At 42.5% G+C, this 18,847-nt stretch carries 21 protein-coding genes and 2 other annotated features; all 21 genes read left to right on the forward strand.

The genetic code is table 11. The features are described from left to right. The first annotated feature begins 293 nt into the window (after window positions 1-293). The 21 genes from ctsR to rplA all read left to right on the forward strand — a co-directional run bounded on the left by ctsR (window position 294) and on the right by rplA (window position 18,660). Entirely contained in the window at window positions 294-758 is a 465-nt protein-coding gene (ctsR, locus tag V756_RS0106810; RefSeq protein WP_024714024.1) for a transcriptional regulator CtsR, read from the forward strand. Between the two features lie 13 nt (window positions 759-771). Further along, on the forward strand, window positions 772-1,332 hold the full coding sequence (gene mcsA, locus V756_RS0106815) for a protein-arginine kinase activator protein McsA (protein WP_024714025.1): 561 nt from the start codon (window positions 772-774) through the stop codon (window positions 1,330-1,332). Further along, window positions 1,332-2,423: a protein-arginine kinase McsB gene (gene mcsB / locus V756_RS0106820; protein ID WP_024714026.1), complete on the forward strand. Its 1,092-nt coding sequence runs from the start codon at window positions 1,332-1,334 to the stop codon at window positions 2,421-2,423. Before mcsA ends, mcsB begins: the two co-directional genes overlap by 1 nt. Next, a complete protein-coding gene (clpC, locus tag V756_RS0106825; protein ID WP_024714027.1) occupies window positions 2,420-4,852 on the forward strand; it encodes an ATP-dependent protease ATP-binding subunit ClpC in 2,433 nt (810 codons plus the stop codon). The genes mcsB and clpC overlap by 4 nt, the downstream gene beginning before the upstream one ends. 91 nt (window positions 4,853-4,943) lie before the next feature. Further along, complete coding sequence (gene radA / locus V756_RS0106830; protein ID WP_024714028.1) at window positions 4,944-6,320, forward strand: DNA repair protein RadA; 1,377 nt, start codon at window positions 4,944-4,946, stop codon at window positions 6,318-6,320. A gap of 3 nt (window positions 6,321-6,323) precedes the next feature. After that, window positions 6,324-7,406 carry a DNA integrity scanning diadenylate cyclase DisA gene (gene disA / locus V756_RS0106835; RefSeq protein ID WP_024714029.1) on the forward strand — a complete coding sequence of 361 codons (1,083 nt, stop codon included), beginning with the start codon at window positions 6,324-6,326 and terminating at the stop codon, window positions 7,404-7,406. Between the two features lie 117 nt (window positions 7,407-7,523). Further along, the gene (locus V756_RS0106840) at window positions 7,524-8,624 is read left to right on the forward strand and encodes a PIN/TRAM domain-containing protein (protein ID WP_024714030.1); all 1,101 of its coding nucleotides are present in this window, start codon (window positions 7,524-7,526) and stop codon (window positions 8,622-8,624) included. 14 nt (window positions 8,625-8,638) lie between these two features. Beyond that, window positions 8,639-9,337 (forward strand): 2-C-methyl-D-erythritol 4-phosphate cytidylyltransferase, encoded by a 699-nt coding sequence (gene ispD, locus V756_RS0106845; protein ID WP_024714031.1) that lies wholly within the window; start codon window positions 8,639-8,641, stop codon window positions 9,335-9,337. Continuing rightward, a complete protein-coding gene (gene ispF / locus V756_RS0106850) occupies window positions 9,330-9,806 on the forward strand; it encodes a 2-C-methyl-D-erythritol 2,4-cyclodiphosphate synthase (protein WP_024714032.1) in 477 nt (158 codons plus the stop codon). Before ispD ends, ispF begins: the two co-directional genes overlap by 8 nt. 89 nt (window positions 9,807-9,895) lie before the next feature. Next, window positions 9,896-11,347, forward strand: coding sequence for a glutamate--tRNA ligase (gltX, locus tag V756_RS0106855; protein WP_024714033.1), 1,452 nt, complete (start codon window positions 9,896-9,898; stop codon window positions 11,345-11,347). Between the two features lie 2 nt (window positions 11,348-11,349). Then, window positions 11,350-11,580 (forward strand) — a binding site (T-box leader). 70 nt (window positions 11,581-11,650) lie between these two features. Beyond that, window positions 11,651-12,304 (forward strand): serine O-acetyltransferase, encoded by a 654-nt coding sequence (cysE, locus tag V756_RS0106870; protein ID WP_024714034.1) that lies wholly within the window; start codon window positions 11,651-11,653, stop codon window positions 12,302-12,304. Then, window positions 12,301-13,701 carry a cysteine--tRNA ligase gene (gene cysS / locus V756_RS0106875; protein WP_024714035.1) on the forward strand — a complete coding sequence of 467 codons (1,401 nt, stop codon included), beginning with the start codon at window positions 12,301-12,303 and terminating at the stop codon, window positions 13,699-13,701. The genes cysE and cysS overlap by 4 nt, the downstream gene beginning before the upstream one ends. Window positions 13,702-13,704: 3 nt before the next feature. Continuing rightward, on the forward strand, window positions 13,705-14,136 hold the full coding sequence (locus V756_RS0106880) for a mini-ribonuclease 3 (protein WP_024714036.1): 432 nt from the start codon (window positions 13,705-13,707) through the stop codon (window positions 14,134-14,136). Beyond that, window positions 14,120-14,869 carry a 23S rRNA (guanosine(2251)-2'-O)-methyltransferase RlmB gene (rlmB, locus tag V756_RS0106885; RefSeq protein ID WP_024714037.1) on the forward strand — a complete coding sequence of 250 codons (750 nt, stop codon included), beginning with the start codon at window positions 14,120-14,122 and terminating at the stop codon, window positions 14,867-14,869. The genes V756_RS0106880 and rlmB overlap by 17 nt, the downstream gene beginning before the upstream one ends. Before the next feature lie 6 nt (window positions 14,870-14,875). Then, window positions 14,876-15,388: a ribosome-dependent mRNA decay endonuclease Rae1/YacP gene (gene rae1, locus V756_RS0106890; protein WP_024714038.1), complete on the forward strand. Its 513-nt coding sequence runs from the start codon at window positions 14,876-14,878 to the stop codon at window positions 15,386-15,388. A gap of 62 nt (window positions 15,389-15,450) precedes the next feature. After that, the gene (gene sigH / locus V756_RS0106895; protein WP_024714039.1) at window positions 15,451-16,107 is read left to right on the forward strand and encodes an RNA polymerase sporulation sigma factor SigH; all 657 of its coding nucleotides are present in this window, start codon (window positions 15,451-15,453) and stop codon (window positions 16,105-16,107) included. A gap of 92 nt (window positions 16,108-16,199) precedes the next feature. Next, window positions 16,200-16,349 carry a 50S ribosomal protein L33 gene (gene rpmG / locus V756_RS01000000122005; protein ID WP_032681880.1) on the forward strand — a complete coding sequence of 50 codons (150 nt, stop codon included), beginning with the start codon at window positions 16,200-16,202 and terminating at the stop codon, window positions 16,347-16,349. 33 nt (window positions 16,350-16,382) lie between these two features. Continuing rightward, window positions 16,383-16,562, forward strand: coding sequence for a preprotein translocase subunit SecE (secE, locus tag V756_RS0106900; RefSeq protein WP_010327716.1), 180 nt, complete (start codon window positions 16,383-16,385; stop codon window positions 16,560-16,562). A gap of 178 nt (window positions 16,563-16,740) precedes the next feature. Beyond that, window positions 16,741-17,274 carry a transcription termination/antitermination protein NusG gene (gene nusG, locus V756_RS0106905; protein ID WP_010332761.1) on the forward strand — a complete coding sequence of 178 codons (534 nt, stop codon included), beginning with the start codon at window positions 16,741-16,743 and terminating at the stop codon, window positions 17,272-17,274. Window positions 17,275-17,441: 167 nt separating this feature from the next. Continuing rightward, a complete protein-coding gene (gene rplK / locus V756_RS0106910; protein ID WP_003156430.1) occupies window positions 17,442-17,867 on the forward strand; it encodes a 50S ribosomal protein L11 in 426 nt (141 codons plus the stop codon). A gap of 94 nt (window positions 17,868-17,961) precedes the next feature. Next, window positions 17,962-18,660, forward strand: a complete 699-nt coding sequence (rplA, locus tag V756_RS0106915; protein WP_024714040.1) for a 50S ribosomal protein L1 — start codon at window positions 17,962-17,964, stop codon at window positions 18,658-18,660. A gap of 45 nt (window positions 18,661-18,705) precedes the next feature. After that, window positions 18,706-18,846: a sequence feature (ribosomal protein L10 leader region), on the forward strand. Window position 18,847 lies beyond the last annotated feature (1 nt).

The following is an 18,847-nucleotide window of genomic DNA, read 5'->3' on the forward strand; positions in this document are numbered from 1 at the left end:
TCTTCAGCGCCGATGGTAGTCGGGGGTTTCCCCCTGTGAGAGTAGGACGCCGCCAAGCAATTGAAAAAGGGCAGCTCATGTGAGCTGCCCTTTTTTGTATTTAGTATCATAAAATTTCATTCAGCTGTATAATATAATAACTTTACACAGAATTTTCAATCGGAAATCACGTTTTATGGACTGGAAAAATGGAAATAATAAAGGATAGAGCGAGAAAGTTGAAAATTTTTCGGAAACGTCTTATAGTAAGATTAAAGTCAAATATAGTCAAAGTCAGTAAAGGAGGGGGTTGAGTGGGACATAATATTTCTGACATCATTGAACAATATTTAAAACGAGTGTTAGATCAAAATGGCAAGGAAATTTTAGAGATTAAACGAAGTGAGATTGCTGATAAATTTCAATGCGTTCCTTCCCAAATAAATTATGTCATCAACACCAGATTTACAAGCGAAAGAGGATATATTGTTGAGAGCAAACGCGGGGGCGGCGGTTACATTCGAATCATTAAAATTAGAATGAACAATGAAGTTGTCCTGATCAATAATATAATTTCTCGAATTAATACTCATTTGTCTCAAGCAGCCTCTGACGACATTATTTTAAGGCTATTAGAAGACAAAGTGATATCAGAAAGAGAAGCAAAAATGATGGTCAGCGTGATGGACCGCTCAGTTTTACACATTGACTTGCCTGAACGTGATGAATTAAGAGCGAGAATGATGAAGGCTATGCTGACTTCTTTAAAATTAAAATAAGCGGGTGAAAAGATTGATTTGTCAAGAGTGCCACGAGAGACCAGCCACTTTTCACTTTACAAAGGTTGTTAATGGAGAAAAAATAGAAGTTCATATTTGTGAACAATGTGCCAAAGAAAATAGTGATTCATATGGTATAAGTGCAAATCAAGGTTTCTCTATTCATAATTTACTTTCGGGTCTGCTGAACATGGATTCTTCATTCCAAAAAAATGCAGGATCTCAAATGTTCAGTCACTCGGAGCAAATATCAGCATGTCCGAAATGCGGAATGACTTTTCAGCAATTTAGAAAAATCGGCCGTTTTGGATGTTCTGAATGTTATAAAACATTTCATAACAACATTACACCTATCTTACGTAAAGTGCACAGCGGAAACACTGTGCATGCCGGGAAAATACCGAAACGAATAGGCGGCAACCTTCATGTCAGACGGCAGATTGATATGCTGAAAAAAGAATTAGAATCCTTAATCCATCAAGAAGAATTTGAAAACGCAGCTCATGTGAGAGATCAAATTCGATCATTAGAACAATCACTCAAAAGTACAGACAGTGAGGAGGAACAGGGGTAATGTCGCTAAAGCATTTTATTCAGGACGCACTAAGCAGTTGGATGAAGCGGAAAGGACCTGAAAGTGACATTGTACTCAGCAGCCGCATACGTTTAGCCAGGAACTTTGAACATATACGATTCCCTACGCGGTTTTCCAATGAAGAAGCCTCATCCATCATTCAGCAATTTGAAGATCAGTTTTCAGACCAAGAAATTCCCGGAATCGGCAAATTCGTTTTGATCAGAATGAATGATGTACAGCCCTTAGAAAAGCGTGTCCTTGTTGAAAAGCATCTAATCAGCCCAAATCTGACGGAATCTCCTTTTGGCGGCTGTTTGCTTTCTGAAAACGAGGAAGTAAGCATTATGCTAAATGAAGAGGATCATATTAGAATTCAATGTCTTTTTCCTGGATTTCAGCTTTTAGAGGCAATGAAAGCTGCAAACCAGGTCGACGACTGGATTGAAGAAAAGGTTGATTATGCATTCAATGAGCAAAGAGGATATTTAACCAGCTGTCCTACAAATATAGGTACGGGATTAAGGGCTTCAGTCATGATGCATTTGCCGGCACTGGTTTTAACTAGGCAAATAAATCGAATTATACCAGCAATTAATCAATTAGGCTTAGTTGTTAGAGGAATTTATGGGGAAGGCAGCGAAGCAGTAGGGAATATCTTTCAAATTTCAAATCAGATCACGCTTGGTAAGTCAGAGCAGGATATTGTGGATGACCTTAACAGTGTGGCTGCCCAACTGATTGAACAAGAACGCTCTGCCCGAGAAGCGCTTTATCAAACTTCTAAAATTGAACTTGAGGATAAGGTGTATCGGTCTTATGGGGTCTTGTCCAATTGCCGGATGATAGAATCAAAGGAAACTGCAAAGTGCCTTTCAGATGTCCGGTTAGGCATAGACCTAGGCATTATTAAAGGACTTTCAAGCAACATACTTAACGAATTAATGATTTTGACACAGCCAGGATTTTTACAGCAGTACTCGGGAGGCGCTTTGCGTCCGAACGAAAGGGACATTCGAAGAGCGGCTCTCATCAGAGAACGGCTTCACTTAGAAATGAATGGGAAAAGACAGGAGGATGAATCGATATGATGTTTGGAAGATTTACAGAACGAGCTCAGAAAGTACTGGCGCTTGCACAGGAAGAAGCACTCCGTTTAGGCCATAATAATATTGGCACTGAGCATATTTTATTAGGTCTGGTACGAGAAGGAGAAGGAATTGCTGCTAAAGCTCTTCAAGCGCTTGGTCTTGGTTCAGATAAAATTCAAAAAGAAGTTGAAAGTTTAATCGGGCGCGGGCAGGAAATGTCTCAAACGATTCATTATACTCCAAGAGCCAAAAAAGTCATTGAGCTTTCAATGGATGAAGCAAGAAAACTCGGTCATTCTTATGTTGGTACGGAACATATTCTTCTTGGTCTGATTCGTGAAGGAGAAGGTGTTGCTGCAAGAGTTCTGAATAATCTCGGTGTCAGCTTAAATAAAGCAAGACAGCAAGTGCTTCAGCTTCTTGGAAGCAATGAAACAGGTTCATCAGCTGCAGGAACAAACAGCAATGCGAATACGCCTACGCTTGATAGCTTGGCAAGAGATTTAACTGCTATTGCGAAGGAAGACAGTCTTGATCCTGTTATCGGCAGAAGCAAGGAAATCCAGCGTGTCATTGAAGTGTTAAGCCGCAGAACGAAAAACAACCCTGTTCTTATTGGAGAACCAGGTGTAGGTAAAACGGCAATTGCTGAAGGGTTAGCACAGCAGATTATCAATAACGAAGTTCCCGAAATTTTGCGTGATAAACGCGTGATGACATTAGATATGGGAACAGTTGTTGCCGGCACAAAATACCGCGGAGAATTTGAGGATCGCCTAAAGAAGGTCATGGACGAAATTCGTCAGGCAGGAAACATCATTCTATTCATCGATGAGCTCCACACATTAATCGGAGCGGGCGGAGCAGAAGGTGCCATTGATGCATCTAACATTTTAAAACCTTCACTTGCTCGCGGTGAACTTCAGTGTATTGGAGCGACAACTCTTGATGAGTACCGTAAATATATTGAAAAAGATGCAGCGTTGGAACGCCGTTTTCAGCCAATTCAGGTTGATCAGCCATCTGCAGATGAAAGTATTCAAATTTTAAAAGGCTTGCGTGACCGATACGAGGCTCACCACCGCGTCTCCATTACGGATGATGCGATTGAAGCTGCGGTTAAGCTTTCTGACAGATATATTTCTGACCGCTTCCTTCCGGACAAAGCCATTGACTTGATTGATGAAGCGGGTTCAAAGGTGAGACTGCGCTCCTTTACAACGCCTCCTAACTTAAAAGAGCTTGAACAGAAGCTTGATGAGGTTCGTAAAGAGAAGGATGCAGCCGTACAAAGCCAAGAGTTTGAAAAAGCGGCTTCCTTGCGTGATACTGAGCAGCGCCTGCGCGAACAAGTAGAGGATACGAAGAAATCATGGAAAGAGAAGCAAGGGCAGGAGAACTCTGAGGTTACTGTTGACGATATTGCGATGGTTGTATCCAGCTGGACTGGGGTGCCTGTATCTAAAATCGCCCAAACTGAAACCGATAAGCTTCTCAATATGGAGAGCATTCTTCACTCCCGTGTCATCGGCCAGGATGAAGCAGTTGTAGCTGTTGCAAAAGCAGTCAGACGTGCAAGAGCAGGATTAAAGGACCCGAAACGTCCAATCGGCTCATTCATTTTCTTAGGCCCTACAGGTGTAGGTAAAACAGAGCTTGCGCGGGCACTTGCTGAATCCATTTTCGGCGATGAAGAATCGATGATCAGAATCGATATGTCTGAATACATGGAAAAACACTCAACTTCAAGGCTTGTCGGTTCACCTCCGGGATATGTGGGATACGATGAAGGCGGCCAGTTAACAGAGAAAGTCAGAAGAAAACCTTACTCTGTCGTGCTTCTTGATGAGATTGAGAAAGCGCACCCTGATGTCTTCAATATCCTCCTGCAAGTTCTTGAAGACGGGCGATTGACTGATTCTAAAGGACGTACAGTCGATTTTCGCAATACCATTCTGATTATGACGTCAAACGTCGGGGCAAGTGAGCTGAAACGCAATAAGTATGTCGGCTTTAATGTTCAGGATGAGACGCAGAATCATAAAGACATGAAAGATAAAGTGATGGGTGAATTGAAACGCGCGTTCAGACCGGAGTTTATCAACCGGATTGATGAAATTATTGTCTTCCATTCACTTGAGAAGAAACACCTTACTGAAATCGTGTCATTGATGTCTGACCAATTAACGAAACGCCTGAAAGAACAGGATCTTTCTATCGAGTTGACAGATGCCGCAAAAGCGAAAGTCGCGGAAGAGGGTGTTGACTTGGAATACGGTGCCCGTCCGTTAAGAAGAGCGATTCAAAAGCATGTTGAGGACCGTTTATCCGAAGAACTTCTCAGAGGAAATATTCATAAAGGACAGCATATTGTTCTTGACGTAGAAGATGGCGAATTTGTCGTAAAAACGACTGCTAAAACGAATTAATATAGAAGACGGAAATGAGGCATACAGCATGTAAGTGTATGCCTCACTTTCATATCAAGAAATAGAACAAGGGAGAGGTCTTACACAATATATGGCTAAAACAAAATCGAAATTCATCTGCCAATCCTGCGGTTACGAGTCTCCAAAATGGATGGGGAAATGTCCGGGCTGCGGTGCTTGGAATACAATGGTGGAAGAAATGATTAAAAAAGCGCCGGCTAATCGGAGAGCGGCTTTTTCTCATTCTGTTCAAACTGTACAGAAACCTTCACCTATTACATCAATTGAAACATCAGAAGAACCCCGGGTGAAAACCCAGCTTGGCGAGTTTAACAGAGTGCTTGGCGGAGGCGTCGTGAAAGGCTCACTCGTTTTAATCGGCGGCGATCCTGGTATCGGAAAGTCAACATTATTACTGCAGGTTTCCGCTCAATTATCAGATTCCTCAAACAGTGTCCTGTATATTTCAGGGGAAGAATCAGTGAAACAAACAAAACTGAGAGCAGACCGCCTCGGCATTAATAATCCATCACTGCATGTTTTATCTGAAACCGATATGGAGTATATTTCGTCTGCTATAGAAGAGATGAATCCAGCGTTTGTCGTTGTAGACTCTATTCAAACGGTTTACCAAAGCGATATCACATCAGCTCCGGGCAGTGTATCACAAGTCAGAGAATGTACGGCTGAACTGATGAAGATTGCAAAAACAAAAGGCGTCCCGATTTTTATCGTAGGGCATGTGACGAAAGAAGGGTCTATTGCAGGGCCGAGACTGTTGGAGCATATGGTTGACACAGTTTTATATTTTGAAGGGGAACGTCACCATACTTTCCGTATTTTACGGGCTGTGAAAAACCGTTTTGGTTCTACTAATGAAATGGGCATTTTTGAAATGCGTGAAGAGGGGCTCACAGAGGTTTTGAATCCTTCAGAGATTTTCTTAGAAGAACGCTCAGCGGGATCTGCAGGCTCAAGCATAACCGCTTCTATGGAAGGTACAAGACCGATTCTCGTAGAAATCCAGGCGCTCATCTCGCCAACAAGCTTCGGCAATCCGCGGCGCATGGCAACGGGAATAGACCATAACAGAGTGTCACTGTTAATGGCTGTGTTAGAAAAAAGAGTGGGGCTGCTGCTGCAAAACCAGGATGCTTATTTAAAAGTGGCTGGCGGCGTTAAGCTTGATGAACCGGCAATTGATCTTGCCATTGCGATCAGCATCGCATCAAGCTTTAGAGATACACCTCCAAATCCTGCAGATTGTTTTATAGGAGAAGTGGGATTAACCGGAGAAGTCCGGCGGGTTTCAAGAATTGAACAGCGTGTGAAAGAAGCGGCTAAGCTTGGTTTTAAGCGCATGATCATACCCGGGGCAAATCTGGATGGATGGACAAAACCAAAAGGGATTGAGGTTATCGGAGTAGCAAATGTTGCAGAGGCGCTTCGTACTTCATTAGGAGGATAATAGATGGAAAAAGAGAAAAAAGGGGCGAAACACGAGTTAGACCTGTCATCTATATTGCAGTTTGTTGCTCCGGGTACTCCGCTCAGAGCCGGAATTGAAAATGTACTGAGAGCAAATACAGGCGGTCTGATTGTGCTTGGATATAATGATAAAGTGAAAGAAGTCGTGGATGGCGGTTTCCACATTAACACTGCTTTTTCTCCGGCGCATTTATATGAGCTGGCTAAAATGGATGGGGCGATTATTTTAAGTGATTCTGGTCAAAAGATCCTATACGCCAATACACAGCTGATGCCTGAAGCCACAATTTCTTCGTCGGAAACAGGAATGAGGCACCGCACTGCCGAAAGAGTAGCTAAGCAGACGGGCTGCCTCGTGATCGCAATTTCTGAAAGAAGAAATGTTATAACGTTATATCAGGAAAGCATGAAGTATACACTAAAAGACATAGGGTTTATCTTAACAAAAGCGAACCAAGCCATTCAAACTCTTGAAAAATATAAAACGATTCTGGACAAAACCATTAATGCACTGAATGCATTAGAGTTTGAGGAACTCGTTACATTCAGCGACGTTCTGTCAGTGATGCACCGTTACGAAATGGTATTGAGAATCAAAAATGAAATTAACATGTATATTAGGGAATTGGGGACAGAAGGTCATTTGATTAAGCTGCAGGTCATCGAACTGATTACAGATATGGAAGAAGAGGCCGCTTTATTTATTAAGGATTATGTGAAAGAAAAGATTAAAGATCCGTTTGTTCTCTTGAAAGAGCTTCAGGATATGTCCAGTTATGATCTGCTGGATGATTCCATTGTTTATAAGCTGCTCGGTTATCCGGCTTCTACAAATCTTGATGATTATGTCTTGCCTAGAGGATACAGGCTGTTAAATAAGATACCGCGTCTCCCGATGCCGATTGTTGAAAATGTGGTAGAAGCATTTGGAGTCCTTCCAAGGATTATTGAGGCGAGTGCAGAAGAATTAGATGAAGTAGAGGGAATCGGTGAAGTACGAGCCCAAAAAATCAAAAAAGGATTAAAACGACTGCAAGAAAAGCATTATTTAGACCGACAGCTGTGATTTCGGTTAAAACCTTATGAAATACGGGTATATTAATGTTGGTTTTTGTTTATTCTGATATTCGTAGGATGCATAAAACTTTATGAAATAAAAATGTTTAAAAAGGAGGTGGGGGGTATGTTAAAACGAATAGTTCAGGCGTTCTTCATTATCTTTGGCGGCGTTGTTGGTATATTTTTAATACCTGAATTGTTTGTACTGTTAAGTATACAGGACATACCTTTATTAACAAACGCATATACGTCTGCTGCAATAGGGGCAATTATCTTTTTTCTCATCAGTATATGGGGTACAGAATACGTTGTGAACTGGGTGAAGTGGATAGAGGATTCATTGTTAAAAGCGCCGGTTCCAGATTTGTTATTTGGAAGTCTTGGCTTGGTTTTTGGACTTATAATTGCTTATCTTATCGTAAATGTTATTCCTTTAGACAATATACCTTATCGTATATTCAGCACAATTATCCCTGTATTTTTGGCTTTCTTCCTCGGTTATCTCGGCTTCCAAGTGGGCTTTAAGAAAAAGGATGAATTGATCAGCCTGTTTTCTATTTCCGGCAGGATGCAAAAGAAAAAAGGAACAGGCGATGAAGAACATGAGGTTCAGGACAAGAAGCTGAAAATTTTGGACACTAGTGTTATTATTGATGGGAGAATAGCAGATATTTGCCAGACAGGTTTTTTAGAAGGAGTTATCGTCATTCCGCAGTTTGTCCTTGAGGAATTGCAGCATATTGCTGATTCTTCAGATGTTTTGAAACGGAACAGAGGACGACGCGGTCTTGATATCCTGAACCGTATTCAGAAAGAATTAGATATTGAAGTTGAGATTTATGAAGGCGACTTTGAAGATATTCAGGAGGTGGACAGCAAGCTTGTCAAACTTGCTAAGCTGACATCCGGGGTCGTCGTAACGAATGATTTTAATTTAAATAAAGTATGCGAGCTTCAGAAGGTAGCAGTATTAAACATTAATGACCTTGCCAATGCGGTCAAGCCTGTTGTGCTTCCTGGCGAGGAAATGAATGTTCAGGTCATTAAGGATGGGAAAGAGCATAATCAGGGAGTTGCCTACTTGGATGACGGTACGATGATTGTCGTTGAAGAAGGACGCAATTATATCGGCAAGCATATTGATGTGCTCGTTACAAGTGTGCTGCAGACAGCAGCGGGACGAATGATTTTTGCTAAGCCCAAGCTGTTGGAGAAGGCGCTGTAAAGGGAGAAAAAACAATGCATTATGATGTGGTCATTCCTGCAGCCGGACAGGGGAAACGGATGAAGGCAGGGAGAAATAAACTGTTCATTGAGCTAAAAGGAGACCCGGTGATCATTCACACGTTGAGAGTGTTTGACAATCACGGGCCGTGCGAAAAAATCATTTTGGTGATTAACGAGCAGGAGCGGGAGCAATTTCAGCAACTGCTGTCCGATTATCCGTTTCAAACCGCTATTGAGCTTGTGGCAGGCGGAGATGAACGCCAGCACAGTGTTTATAAAGGGCTGAAAGCCGTAAAACAAGAAAAGATTGTCCTTGTTCACGACGGGGCACGCCCTTTTATAAAGCATGCACAAATTGACGAACTGATCGCTGAAGCGGAGCAGACAGGAGCGGCCATCCTCGCTGTCCCGGTAAAAGATACGATTAAACGTGTTCAAGCTTTAAAAGTCAGTGAGACGATTGAACGTTCAAGCTTGTGGGCTGTCCAAACGCCACAAGCTTTTCGTCTTTCTTTATTGATGCAGGCTCATGCTGAGGCGGAGCATAAAGGATTTTTAGGGACGGATGACGCCAGCCTCGTGGAACAGATGGAAGGCGGTTCGGTCCGTGTTGTAGAAGGCAGCTATACGAATATTAAGCTGACAACGCCAGACGATTTGATGTCAGCTGAAGCTATCATGGAATCAGAAAGTGGGAATAAACATGTTTAGAATTGGACAAGGATTTGATGTGCATCAATTAGCGGAGGGCCGCCCTCTGATTATTGGCGGAATTGAAATCCCTTATGAAAAAGGGCTGCTCGGCCATTCTGATGCAGACGTATTGCTGCATACGGTCGCTGACGCCTGTCTTGGAGCTGTGGGAGAAGGCGACATCGGCAAGCATTTTCCTGATACTGATCCTGAGTTCAAGGACGCAGATTCTTTCAAATTACTTCAGCACGTCTGGGGGATTGTGAAACAGAAGGGTTATGTCCTTGGAAACATTGACTGCACCATCATTGCACAAAAGCCGAAGATGCTGCCGTACATAGAAGATATGAGAAAAAGAATCGCTGATGGTCTTGAGGCGGATGTTTCTCAAGTGAATGTAAAAGCAACAACGACAGAAAAGCTAGGCTTTACAGGCCGGGCGGAAGGAATAGCGGCTCAGGCGACAGTACTGATACAAAAAAGCTAACTTGTTTTGATGCGGGGTCTATTTGGTGGTAGAATAGATTCATACATTTAGCCAGAGGCCATAGATGACATGAAAGGAAGTATTTGAAAATGGGAAACGAAGTACGCGTCCGTTATGCACCGAGTCCAACCGGACATTTGCATATTGGAAATGCCAGAACGGCGCTTTTTAACTATTTATTTGCCCGCAATCAAGGCGGTAAGTTTATTATTCGTGTTGAGGACACTGATAAAAAGCGCAACATTGAGGGCGGAGAACAAAGCCAGCTGAATTATCTGAAATGGCTTGGTATTGACTGGGATGAGAGTGTGGATGTCGGCGGTGAGTACGGCCCATACCGTCAGTCAGAGCGTAACGATATCTATAAAGTATACTATGAAGAGCTTCTTGAAAAAGGGCTTGCTTATAAATGTTATTGTACGGAAGAAGAACTGGAAAAAGAGCGTGAAGAGCAAATTGCCCGCGGAGAAATGCCGCGTTATTCCGGAAAACATAGAGACCTGACTCCGGAAGAACAGGAGAAATTTATCGCTGAAGGCAGAAAGCCGAGTATTCGGTTCCGCGTGCCGGAAGGAAAAGTCATTGCCTTCAACGATATCGTAAAAGGTGAAATTTCTTTCGAATCAGATGGCATTGGCGACTTTGTTATTGTGAAAAAGGATGGAACGCCGACTTACAACTTCGCAGTAGCGATTGATGACTACTTAATGAAAATGACACACGTGCTGCGCGGTGAGGATCATATTTCTAACACACCGAAACAAATTATGATTTATCAAGCATTCGGATGGGATGTTCCTCAGTTCGGACACATGACGCTGATTGTAAATGAAAGCCGCAAAAAGCTCAGCAAACGTGATGAATCCATTATTCAATTCATCGAGCAATACGAAGAGCTTGGCTACCTGCCAGAAGCGCTGTTCAACTTTATCGGCCTGCTGGGCTGGTCACCGGTTGGAGAAGAAGAGCTTTTCACAAAAGAGCAGTTTATTGAAATTTTTGATGTAAACCGTTTATCTAAATCACCAGCTTTGTTTGATATGCATAAGCTAAAATGGGTTAACAACCAATATGTGAAGAAGCTGGATCTTGATCAGGTTGTTGAACTGACGCTTCCGCATTTGCAAAAAGCCGGCAAAGTTGGCACTGAGCTTTCTGCTGAGAAACAAGAATGGGTTCGCAAACTGATTTCCCTGTATCATGAGCAGCTAAGCTACGGTGCGGAAATTGTTGAGCTGACTGATTTGTTCTTTACGGATGAGATCGAGTATAATCAAGAAGCAAAAGCTGTTCTGGAAGAGGAACAGGTTCCTGAAGTGCTCAGCACATTCGCTGCGAAGCTTGAAGAGCTTGAGGAGTTTACTCCGGATAACATCAAAGCATCGATCAAAGCAGTGCAGAAAGAAACTGGCCATAAAGGGAAAAAACTGTTTATGCCGATCCGTGTTGCTGTAACAGGGCAAACTCACGGTCCGGAACTGCCGCAATCAATTGAATTGATCGGTAAAGAGACTGCGATTCAGCGTTTAAAAAACATCTAAATAGATGATTGTTGACAGGGAAGAGTATAAAGCTTCAGGCCTTTACAGAAAGGATCTTCGTTGGCTGAGAGAGATCCATGAGCCGGGTTTTAGAAGTGCGCCCTTAAGACCTTTGAAGAACATTTTTCGGAATCAGTATTCAAAGGCGGCTGCCGTCGTTACAGGCTGAAGTTGGAAAAGCAGAAATCTGCTTTTCAAACAGAGTGGAACCGCGCGGTTAAAGCGTCTCTGTCATGTTTACATGCAGAGGCGCTTTTTTTATTGGGCAAAGAGGAAATCAGATAGAGAAATGGGGGGAAGCATGTGTTTTTTAGAATGCTCAAAGAAGACATTGATACTGTGTTCGATCAAGATCCTGCAGCAAGAAGCTATTTTGAAGTGATTTTAACTTATTCCGGTTTACATGCTATATGGTCGCATCGGATTGCACATGCTTTATATAAACGAAAATTTTATTTCCTTGCACGCCTTATATCTCAGGTAAGCCGATTTTTTACCGGGATCGAAATCCACCCTGGTGCTACAATCGGGAGCAGATTTTTTATAGACCACGGCATGGGGGTTGTCATTGGGGAGACATGCGAAATCGGCAATAACGTAACCGTTTTTCAGGGGGTTACCCTCGGGGGAACGGGGAAAGAAAAGGGAAAAAGGCATCCAACGATTAAAGATGACGCATTGATAGCCACAGGTGCTAAAGTGCTCGGTTCTATTACGGTCGGTGAAGGCTCAAAGATTGGTGCTGGCTCAGTCGTGCTGCATGATGTTCCTGATTTTTCAACAGTTGTCGGCATCCCTGGGCGGGTTGTTGTACAAAATGGAAAAAAAGTAAGACGCGATTTAAACCATCAGGATTTGCCCGATCCGGTTGCTGATCGCTTTAAGTCTTTGGAACAGCAGATTTTAGAGCTGAAGGCAGAACTTGAAGACAGAAAAGAAAGGATCAATCAAAAATGACAATCACACTTTATAATACATTGACTAGACAGAAAGAAACGTTTGTTCCGCTTGAAGAGGGAAAAGTGAAAATGTACGTATGCGGACCGACAGTTTACAATTACATTCACATCGGGAATGCGCGTCCGGCTATCGTATACGATACGGTTCGAAACTATCTGGAGTATAAAGGCTATGATGTGCAGTATGTCTCTAACTTCACAGACGTAGACGATAAATTAATTAAAGCGGCAAATGAGCTTGGTGAGGATGTGCCTGCCATTTCAGAGCGTTTTATTAATGCATATTTTGAAGATGTAGGTGCGCTTGGCTGCCGAAAAGCCGACCTTCACCCGCGAGTGATGGAAAACATGGATGCTATTATCGAATTCGTCGATCAGCTCGTGAAAAAGGGTTACGCCTATGAATCAGAAGGTGACGTTTATTTTAAAACAAGAGCATTTGAAGGGTACGGAAAGCTTTCTCAGCAATCAATTGATGAACTGAGATCAGGTGCACGCATCCGAGTCGGCGAGAAAAAAGAAGATGCTCTTGATTTTGCATTGTGGAAAGCGGCGAAAGAAGGAGAAATTTCTTGGGATAGCCCTTGGGGCAAAGGACGACCGGGCTGGCACATTGAGTGCTCAGCGATGGTGAAAAAGTATTTGGGTGACCAAATTGATATCCATGCTGGCGGACAGGATTTAACCTTCCCTCACCATGAAAACGAAATTGCGCAATCAGAAGCGCTGACAGGCAAAACGTTTGCGAAGTACTGGCTCCATAATGGCTATATCAATATTGATAATGAAAAAATGTCAAAGTCACTGGGCAATTTTGTGCTTGTGCATGACATTATTAAACAGCATGATCCGCAGCTTTTGAGATTCTTTATGCTTTCTGTTCATTATCGCCATCCGATTAACTATTCAGAAGAGCTTCTGGAGAATACGAAAAGCGCGTTTAACCGCTTAAAAACAGCGTACAGCAACCTTCAGCACCGTCTGAACAGCAGTACGAATTTAACGGAAGATGACGATCAATGGCTGGAGAAAATAGAAGAGCACCGCAAAGCATTCGAAGAAGCGATGGACGATGACTTTAATACGGCGAATGCCATTTCTGTCTTGTTCGACTTAGCGAAGCATGCCAATTATTATCTTCAGAAAGACCATACGGCAGATCATGTGATTAAGGCATTTATCGAGATGTTTGACCGCATTGTGTCTGTTCTCGGTTTTTCATTGGGTGAGCAGGAACTTCTCGATCAAGAGATTGAAGACTTAATCGAAAAAAGAAACGAAGCGCGGCGGAATCGCGATTTTGCATTGTCAGACCAGATCCGCGACCAGCTGAAAAGCATGAATATCATTCTTGAAGATACTGCTCAAGGCACTCGCTGGAAACGGGGAGAATAACGAATGCTTGATTTTGAAACGATAAAAGACTCAAAGCAGCTTAACGGTCTTGCGCTTGCTTATATAGGTGATGCCATTTTTGAAGTGTATGTAAGGCATCACCTGCTTAAGCAGGGTTTTACCAAACCAAATGATCTTCATAAGAAATCAAGCCGGATCGTTTCGGCAAAATCACAGGCTCAGATCCTATTTTATCTGCAGGATCAATCATTTTTTACAGAAGAAGAGGAAGCGGTGCTGAAAAGAGGCAGAAATGCCAAGTCGGGAACAACACCTAAAAATACAGATGTTCAGACGTACCGCTATAGTACAGCATTTGAAGCGGTGCTGGGCTATCTTTTTCTAGAGAAAAAAGAGGAAAGACTTAGTCAGCTCGTTGCCGAAGCTATACAATTTGGGACGTCAGGGAGGAAAACAAATGAGTCAGCAACATGATTACGTCATAGGGAAAAATGCAGTGATTGAGACGTTAAAATCAGATCGGAAGCTGTATAAGCTGTGGATGGCGGAAAACACTGTAAAGGGACAAGCGCAGCAGGTGATTGAGCTTGCGAAAAAGCAGGGTATCACAATTCAGTATGTCCCGAGAAAAAAACTCGATCAAATGGTGACAGGGCAGCATCAAGGCGTAGTGGCACAGGTTGCTGCGTATGAATATGCAGAACTGGACGATTTATATAAAGCAGCCGAAGAAAGAAATGAACAGCCTTTCTTCCTCATTCTGGACGAGCTTGAAGACCCTCATAACCTCGGTTCCATTATGAGAACGGCTGATGCGGCCGGCGCCCATGGCATCGTGATTCCAAAGCGGAGAGCTGTCGGACTGACGACAACAGTGGCAAAAGCTTCAACAGGGGCAATTGAGCATATTCCTGTAGTAAGAGTCACCAATTTGGCGCGGACGTTGGAAGACATGAAAGAGCGTGGTATCTGGGTTGTCGGAACGGACGCATCCGCGCGTGAGGATTACCGCAATATGGACGGCAATATGCCCCTGGCTTTAGTCATCGGAAGCGAAGGAAAAGGCATGGGCCGCCTTATTAAAGAAAAGTGTGATTTTCTCATTAATCTCCCGATGGCCGGGAAGGTAACTTCACTGAATGCATCTGTTGCGGCTGGTCTTTTGATGTATGAAGTTTACCGGAAACGAAACCCTCTGGGGGAATAAAGACCCATGGATATCCTGTTAGTAGACGGATACAACATGATTGGAGCCTGGCCGCAGCTGAAGGATTTAAAAGCGAACAGTTTTGAAGAGGCGAGAGACGTACTGATTCAGAAAATGGCGGAATATCAATCGTATACAGGAAACAGGGTAATTGTTGTTTTTGACGCGCATCTCGTTAAAGGGCTTGAGAAAAAACAGACCAACCACAGGGTTGAAGTGATTTTTACAAAAGAAAATGAGACGGCTGATGAGCGGATTGAAAAGCTTGCTCAGGCTTTGAATAATATTGCGACTCAAATACATGTTGCAACCTCTGACTACACTGAGCAGTGGGCGATTTTCGGACAGGGGGCATTGCGAAAATCGGCCCGGGAGCTTTTGAGAGAGGTAGAGGCGATTGAAAGGCGAATAGAGAGACGGGTAAGAAAAATCACTTCCGAAAAGCCGGCGGGTAAAATTGCTTTATCGGAAGAGGTTTTGAAAACGTTTGAAAAGTGGAGACGCGGGGAATTAGATTAAGTTGACGCTTTTTTGCCCAATACTGTATAATATTTCTATCTACGTGCGCCGGGGGGATCGGAGTGAATCTACAGAACAGCAAGGGAAAACTCAATAAAGAGCAGTTTTGCCAGTTGGAGGACGAGCAGGTCATTGAAAAGGTTCATGTTGGGGACAGTGATGCGTTAGATTACTTGATTACGAAGTACCGAAACTTTGTTCGCGCTAAAGCAAGATCCTATTTTTTAATAGGAGCGGACAGAGAGGATATTGTTCAGGAAGGTATGATAGGCCTCTATAAGTCTATTCGTGACTTCAAAGAGGACAAGCTTACCTCATTCAAAGCTTTCGCAGAGTTATGTATCACCCGCCAAATTATTACCGCAATAAAGACAGCTACTCGCCAGAAACATATTCCTTTGAATTCCTACGTCTCATTAGATAAACCGATTTTTGATGAAGAATCAGACCGAACGCTGCTTGATGTCATTTCAGGAGCGAAAACCTTAAATCCAGAGGAAATGATTATCAATCAAGAAGAATTCGATGATATTGAAATGAAAATGGGAGAACTATTAAGTGATTTAGAGAGAAAAGTACTTGTCCTATATCTCGATGGTAGAAGTTATCAAGAGATTTCCGATGAGCTGAATCGCCATGTGAAATCGATCGACAATGCCCTTCAGCGTGTGAAACGCAAGCTGGAGAAGTACTTGGAAATTCGTGAAATCAGTTTATAATAGGGATTTATGTAATATTGACAGTATTTTTCTGACTATGATATGTTACTAAAGATAAGAACTAATGTCTATTTAGAAAAAGGTGTAATGACATGAGAAAAAAGATTACGTTAGCGTGCAAAACATGCGGAAACCGTAATTATACGACAATGAAGAGCTCTGCATCAGCGGCTGAGCGATTAGAAGTAAAGAAATACTGCAATACTTGCAATTCACATACAGCTCATCTTGAGACAAAATAGTGTTTGCGCTTTTAAATTGTGGAGGTCTTTTACATGCGTATTATGAGATTCTTTAAAGATGTTGGGAAAGAAATGAAAAAGGTAAGCTGGCCTAAAGGAAAAGAGTTAACGCGTTATACCATTACGGTGATTTCAACAGTTATCTTTTTTATTATCTTTTTTGCCCTCCTTGACACAGGAATTTCTCAATTAATTCGTTTAATAGTTGAATAATGATCAGCAATACGTGCTATAATAGATCATAATATCACTTGCCAAAACCCGTTCAGCGGGTTTTTTATTGTGGCTTAAAATGAAAGTCATCATAGGCTTGCTGCCTATTTTTTTGAGCGTTATGGTAATTCACTAAAACCAAATGCGGGGAGGGAAGGACTGGACAGTCCTGAAGAGAATGGAAAAGAATTGGTATGTTGTTCACACGTACTCTGGTTATGAGAATAAAGTAAAAGCCAACTTGGAAAAACGTGTTGAATCAATGGGGATGCAGGATAAAATTTTTCGTGTAGTCGTACCTGAGGAAGAAGAAACCGATATCAAAAACGGCAAGAAAAAAGTAGTGAAAAAGAAAGTATTCCCTGGTTATGTGCTTGTTGAAATTGTAATGACAGACGACTCTTGGTATGTTGTCCGCAACACGCCGGGTGTTACGGGATTCGTAGGGTCTGCCGGGTCTGGTTCAAAACCGACGGCGCTGCTTCCGGGCGAAGCAGAAACCATTTTGAAGAGAATGGGCATGGACGAACGCAAAACGGATATTGACTTTGAACTGAAAGAGACAGTGAAAGTGATAGACGGGCCTTTTGCGAACTTTACAGGATCAATTGAAGAGATTGATTATGATAAAAGCAAGGTCAAAGTTTTCGTTAATATGTTCGGCCGTGAAACGCCGGTTGAGCTGGAATTTACCCAAATCGATAAATTGTAATGTGAAAAAACTTGAAATTGCTATATATAAATGATAATATAGCAAAGGTACGTCTTGGACTTATCCAAGGCAACTAGCTTGATATTTCATCATTCATATAAAGAATGAAACCTTGAGTGGGAGGGTTTACCCTATTACCACATCACGGACTTAAGGAGGTGTGTCTCGTGGCTAAAAAAGTAGTAAAAGTTGTAAAATTGCAAATTCCTGCTGGAAAAGCTAACCCAGCACCACCAGTTGGACCTGCACTTGGTCAAGCCGGTGTTAACATCATGGGATTCTGTAAGGAGTTTAACGCTCGTACAGCTGACCAAGCTGGTTTAATCATTCCTGTTGAAATTTCGGTTTACGAAGACCGTTCATTTACATTTATTACAAAAACTCCACCTGCTGCAGTATTGCTTAAAAAAGCAGCTGGAATTGAGTCTGGTTCTGGTGAACCAAACCGTAATAAAGTGGCAACCGTTAAGCGCGATAAAGTACGCGAAATCGCTGAAACGAAAATGCCTGACTTAAACGCAGCAGACGTTGAAGCGGCAATGCGCATGGTTGAAGGTACTGCCCGCAGTATGGGTATTGTAATCGAGGATTAATTTGTTTCTTGTCGGGTTGCGAGTTTTCACAAGTTCGCAACCCTTATTCGTGGGAGGTTATTCCGCTATAACCACATAAGGAGGAAATTTTAAAATGGCTAAAAAAGGTAAAAAGTACGTTGAAGCTGCTAAGCTTGTAGAACGTTCAAAAGCTTACGACGTTTCTGAAGCAGTAGCTCTCGTTAAAAAAACAAACACAGCTAAATTCGACGCTACAGTTGAAGTGGCTTTTCGTCTAGGGGTTGACACTCGTAAAAACGATCAGCAAATCCGTGGAGCAGTCGTGCTTCCAAACGGAACTGGTAAAACTCAGCGCGTTCTCGTTTTCGCAAAAGGCGAAAAAGCGAAAGAAGCTGAAGCTGCTGGTGCAGATTTCGTTGGCGATACTGACTACATCAACAAAATTCAACAAGGCTGGTTCGATTTCGATGTAATCGTAGCTACACCTGACATGATGGGTGAAGTTGGTAAAATCGGTCGTGTGCTTGGACCAAAAGGTTTAATGCCAAACCCTAAAACTGGTACAGTTACTTTCGAAGTTGAAAAAGCAATCGGCGAAATCAAAGCTGGTAAAGTTGAATACCGTGCTGATAAAGCTGGAAACATTCATGTTCCTATCGGTAAAGTTTCTTTCGAGGACGAAAAACTTGTTGAGAACTTCACAACAATGTACGATACAATCCTGAAAGCTAAACCTGCTGCAGCTAAAGGCGTTTACGTGAAAAACGTTGCTGTAACATCTACTATGGGACCTGGTGTCAAAGTAGACGCTTCAACTTTTAACGTAAAATAATATTGACATGACAACAACATTCTGATATGATTCAAAATGTTGTAAAATAGAATATCATTTATACCGTAGACAGTAGGGGCCTAACCGCTTAATCATCCTACCGAGGTGTATATTATCACAGCTATTACGTTACGTATGCTTGTATATACAGCCTCCATGTCTCATGGAGGCTTTTTATATGGAATCC

The organism is Bacillus tequilensis KCTC 13622 (assembly GCF_000507145.1).
Classification (GTDB): domain Bacteria; phylum Bacillota; class Bacilli; order Bacillales; family Bacillaceae; genus Bacillus; species Bacillus tequilensis.

Coding starts and splice junctions, on each gene's coding strand:
- ispD (WP_024714031.1), top strand. CDS start 8,639: ATGCATTATGATGTGGTCATTCCTGCAGCCGGACAGGGGAAACGGATG.
- rlmB (WP_024714037.1), top strand. CDS start 14,120: ATGAGTCAGCAACATGATTACGTCATAGGGAAAAATGCAGTGATTGAG.
- disA (WP_024714029.1), top strand. CDS start 6,324: ATGGAAAAAGAGAAAAAAGGGGCGAAACACGAGTTAGACCTGTCATCT.
- secE (WP_010327716.1), top strand. CDS start 16,383: ATGCGTATTATGAGATTCTTTAAAGATGTTGGGAAAGAAATGAAAAAG.
- clpC (WP_024714027.1), top strand. CDS start 2,420: ATGATGTTTGGAAGATTTACAGAACGAGCTCAGAAAGTACTGGCGCTT.
- gltX (WP_024714033.1), top strand. CDS start 9,896: ATGGGAAACGAAGTACGCGTCCGTTATGCACCGAGTCCAACCGGACAT.
- mcsB (WP_024714026.1), top strand. CDS start 1,332: ATGTCGCTAAAGCATTTTATTCAGGACGCACTAAGCAGTTGGATGAAG.
- rpmG (WP_032681880.1), top strand. CDS start 16,200: ATGAGAAAAAAGATTACGTTAGCGTGCAAAACATGCGGAAACCGTAAT.
- rplA (WP_024714040.1), top strand. CDS start 17,962: ATGGCTAAAAAAGGTAAAAAGTACGTTGAAGCTGCTAAGCTTGTAGAA.
- ispF (WP_024714032.1), top strand. CDS start 9,330: ATGTTTAGAATTGGACAAGGATTTGATGTGCATCAATTAGCGGAGGGC.
- V756_RS0106840 (WP_024714030.1), top strand. CDS start 7,524: ATGTTAAAACGAATAGTTCAGGCGTTCTTCATTATCTTTGGCGGCGTT.
- rae1 (WP_024714038.1), top strand. CDS start 14,876: ATGGATATCCTGTTAGTAGACGGATACAACATGATTGGAGCCTGGCCG.
- V756_RS0106880 (WP_024714036.1), top strand. CDS start 13,705: ATGCTTGATTTTGAAACGATAAAAGACTCAAAGCAGCTTAACGGTCTT.
- radA (WP_024714028.1), top strand. CDS start 4,944: ATGGCTAAAACAAAATCGAAATTCATCTGCCAATCCTGCGGTTACGAG.
- nusG (WP_010332761.1), top strand. CDS start 16,741: ATGGAAAAGAATTGGTATGTTGTTCACACGTACTCTGGTTATGAGAAT.
- cysS (WP_024714035.1), top strand. CDS start 12,301: ATGACAATCACACTTTATAATACATTGACTAGACAGAAAGAAACGTTT.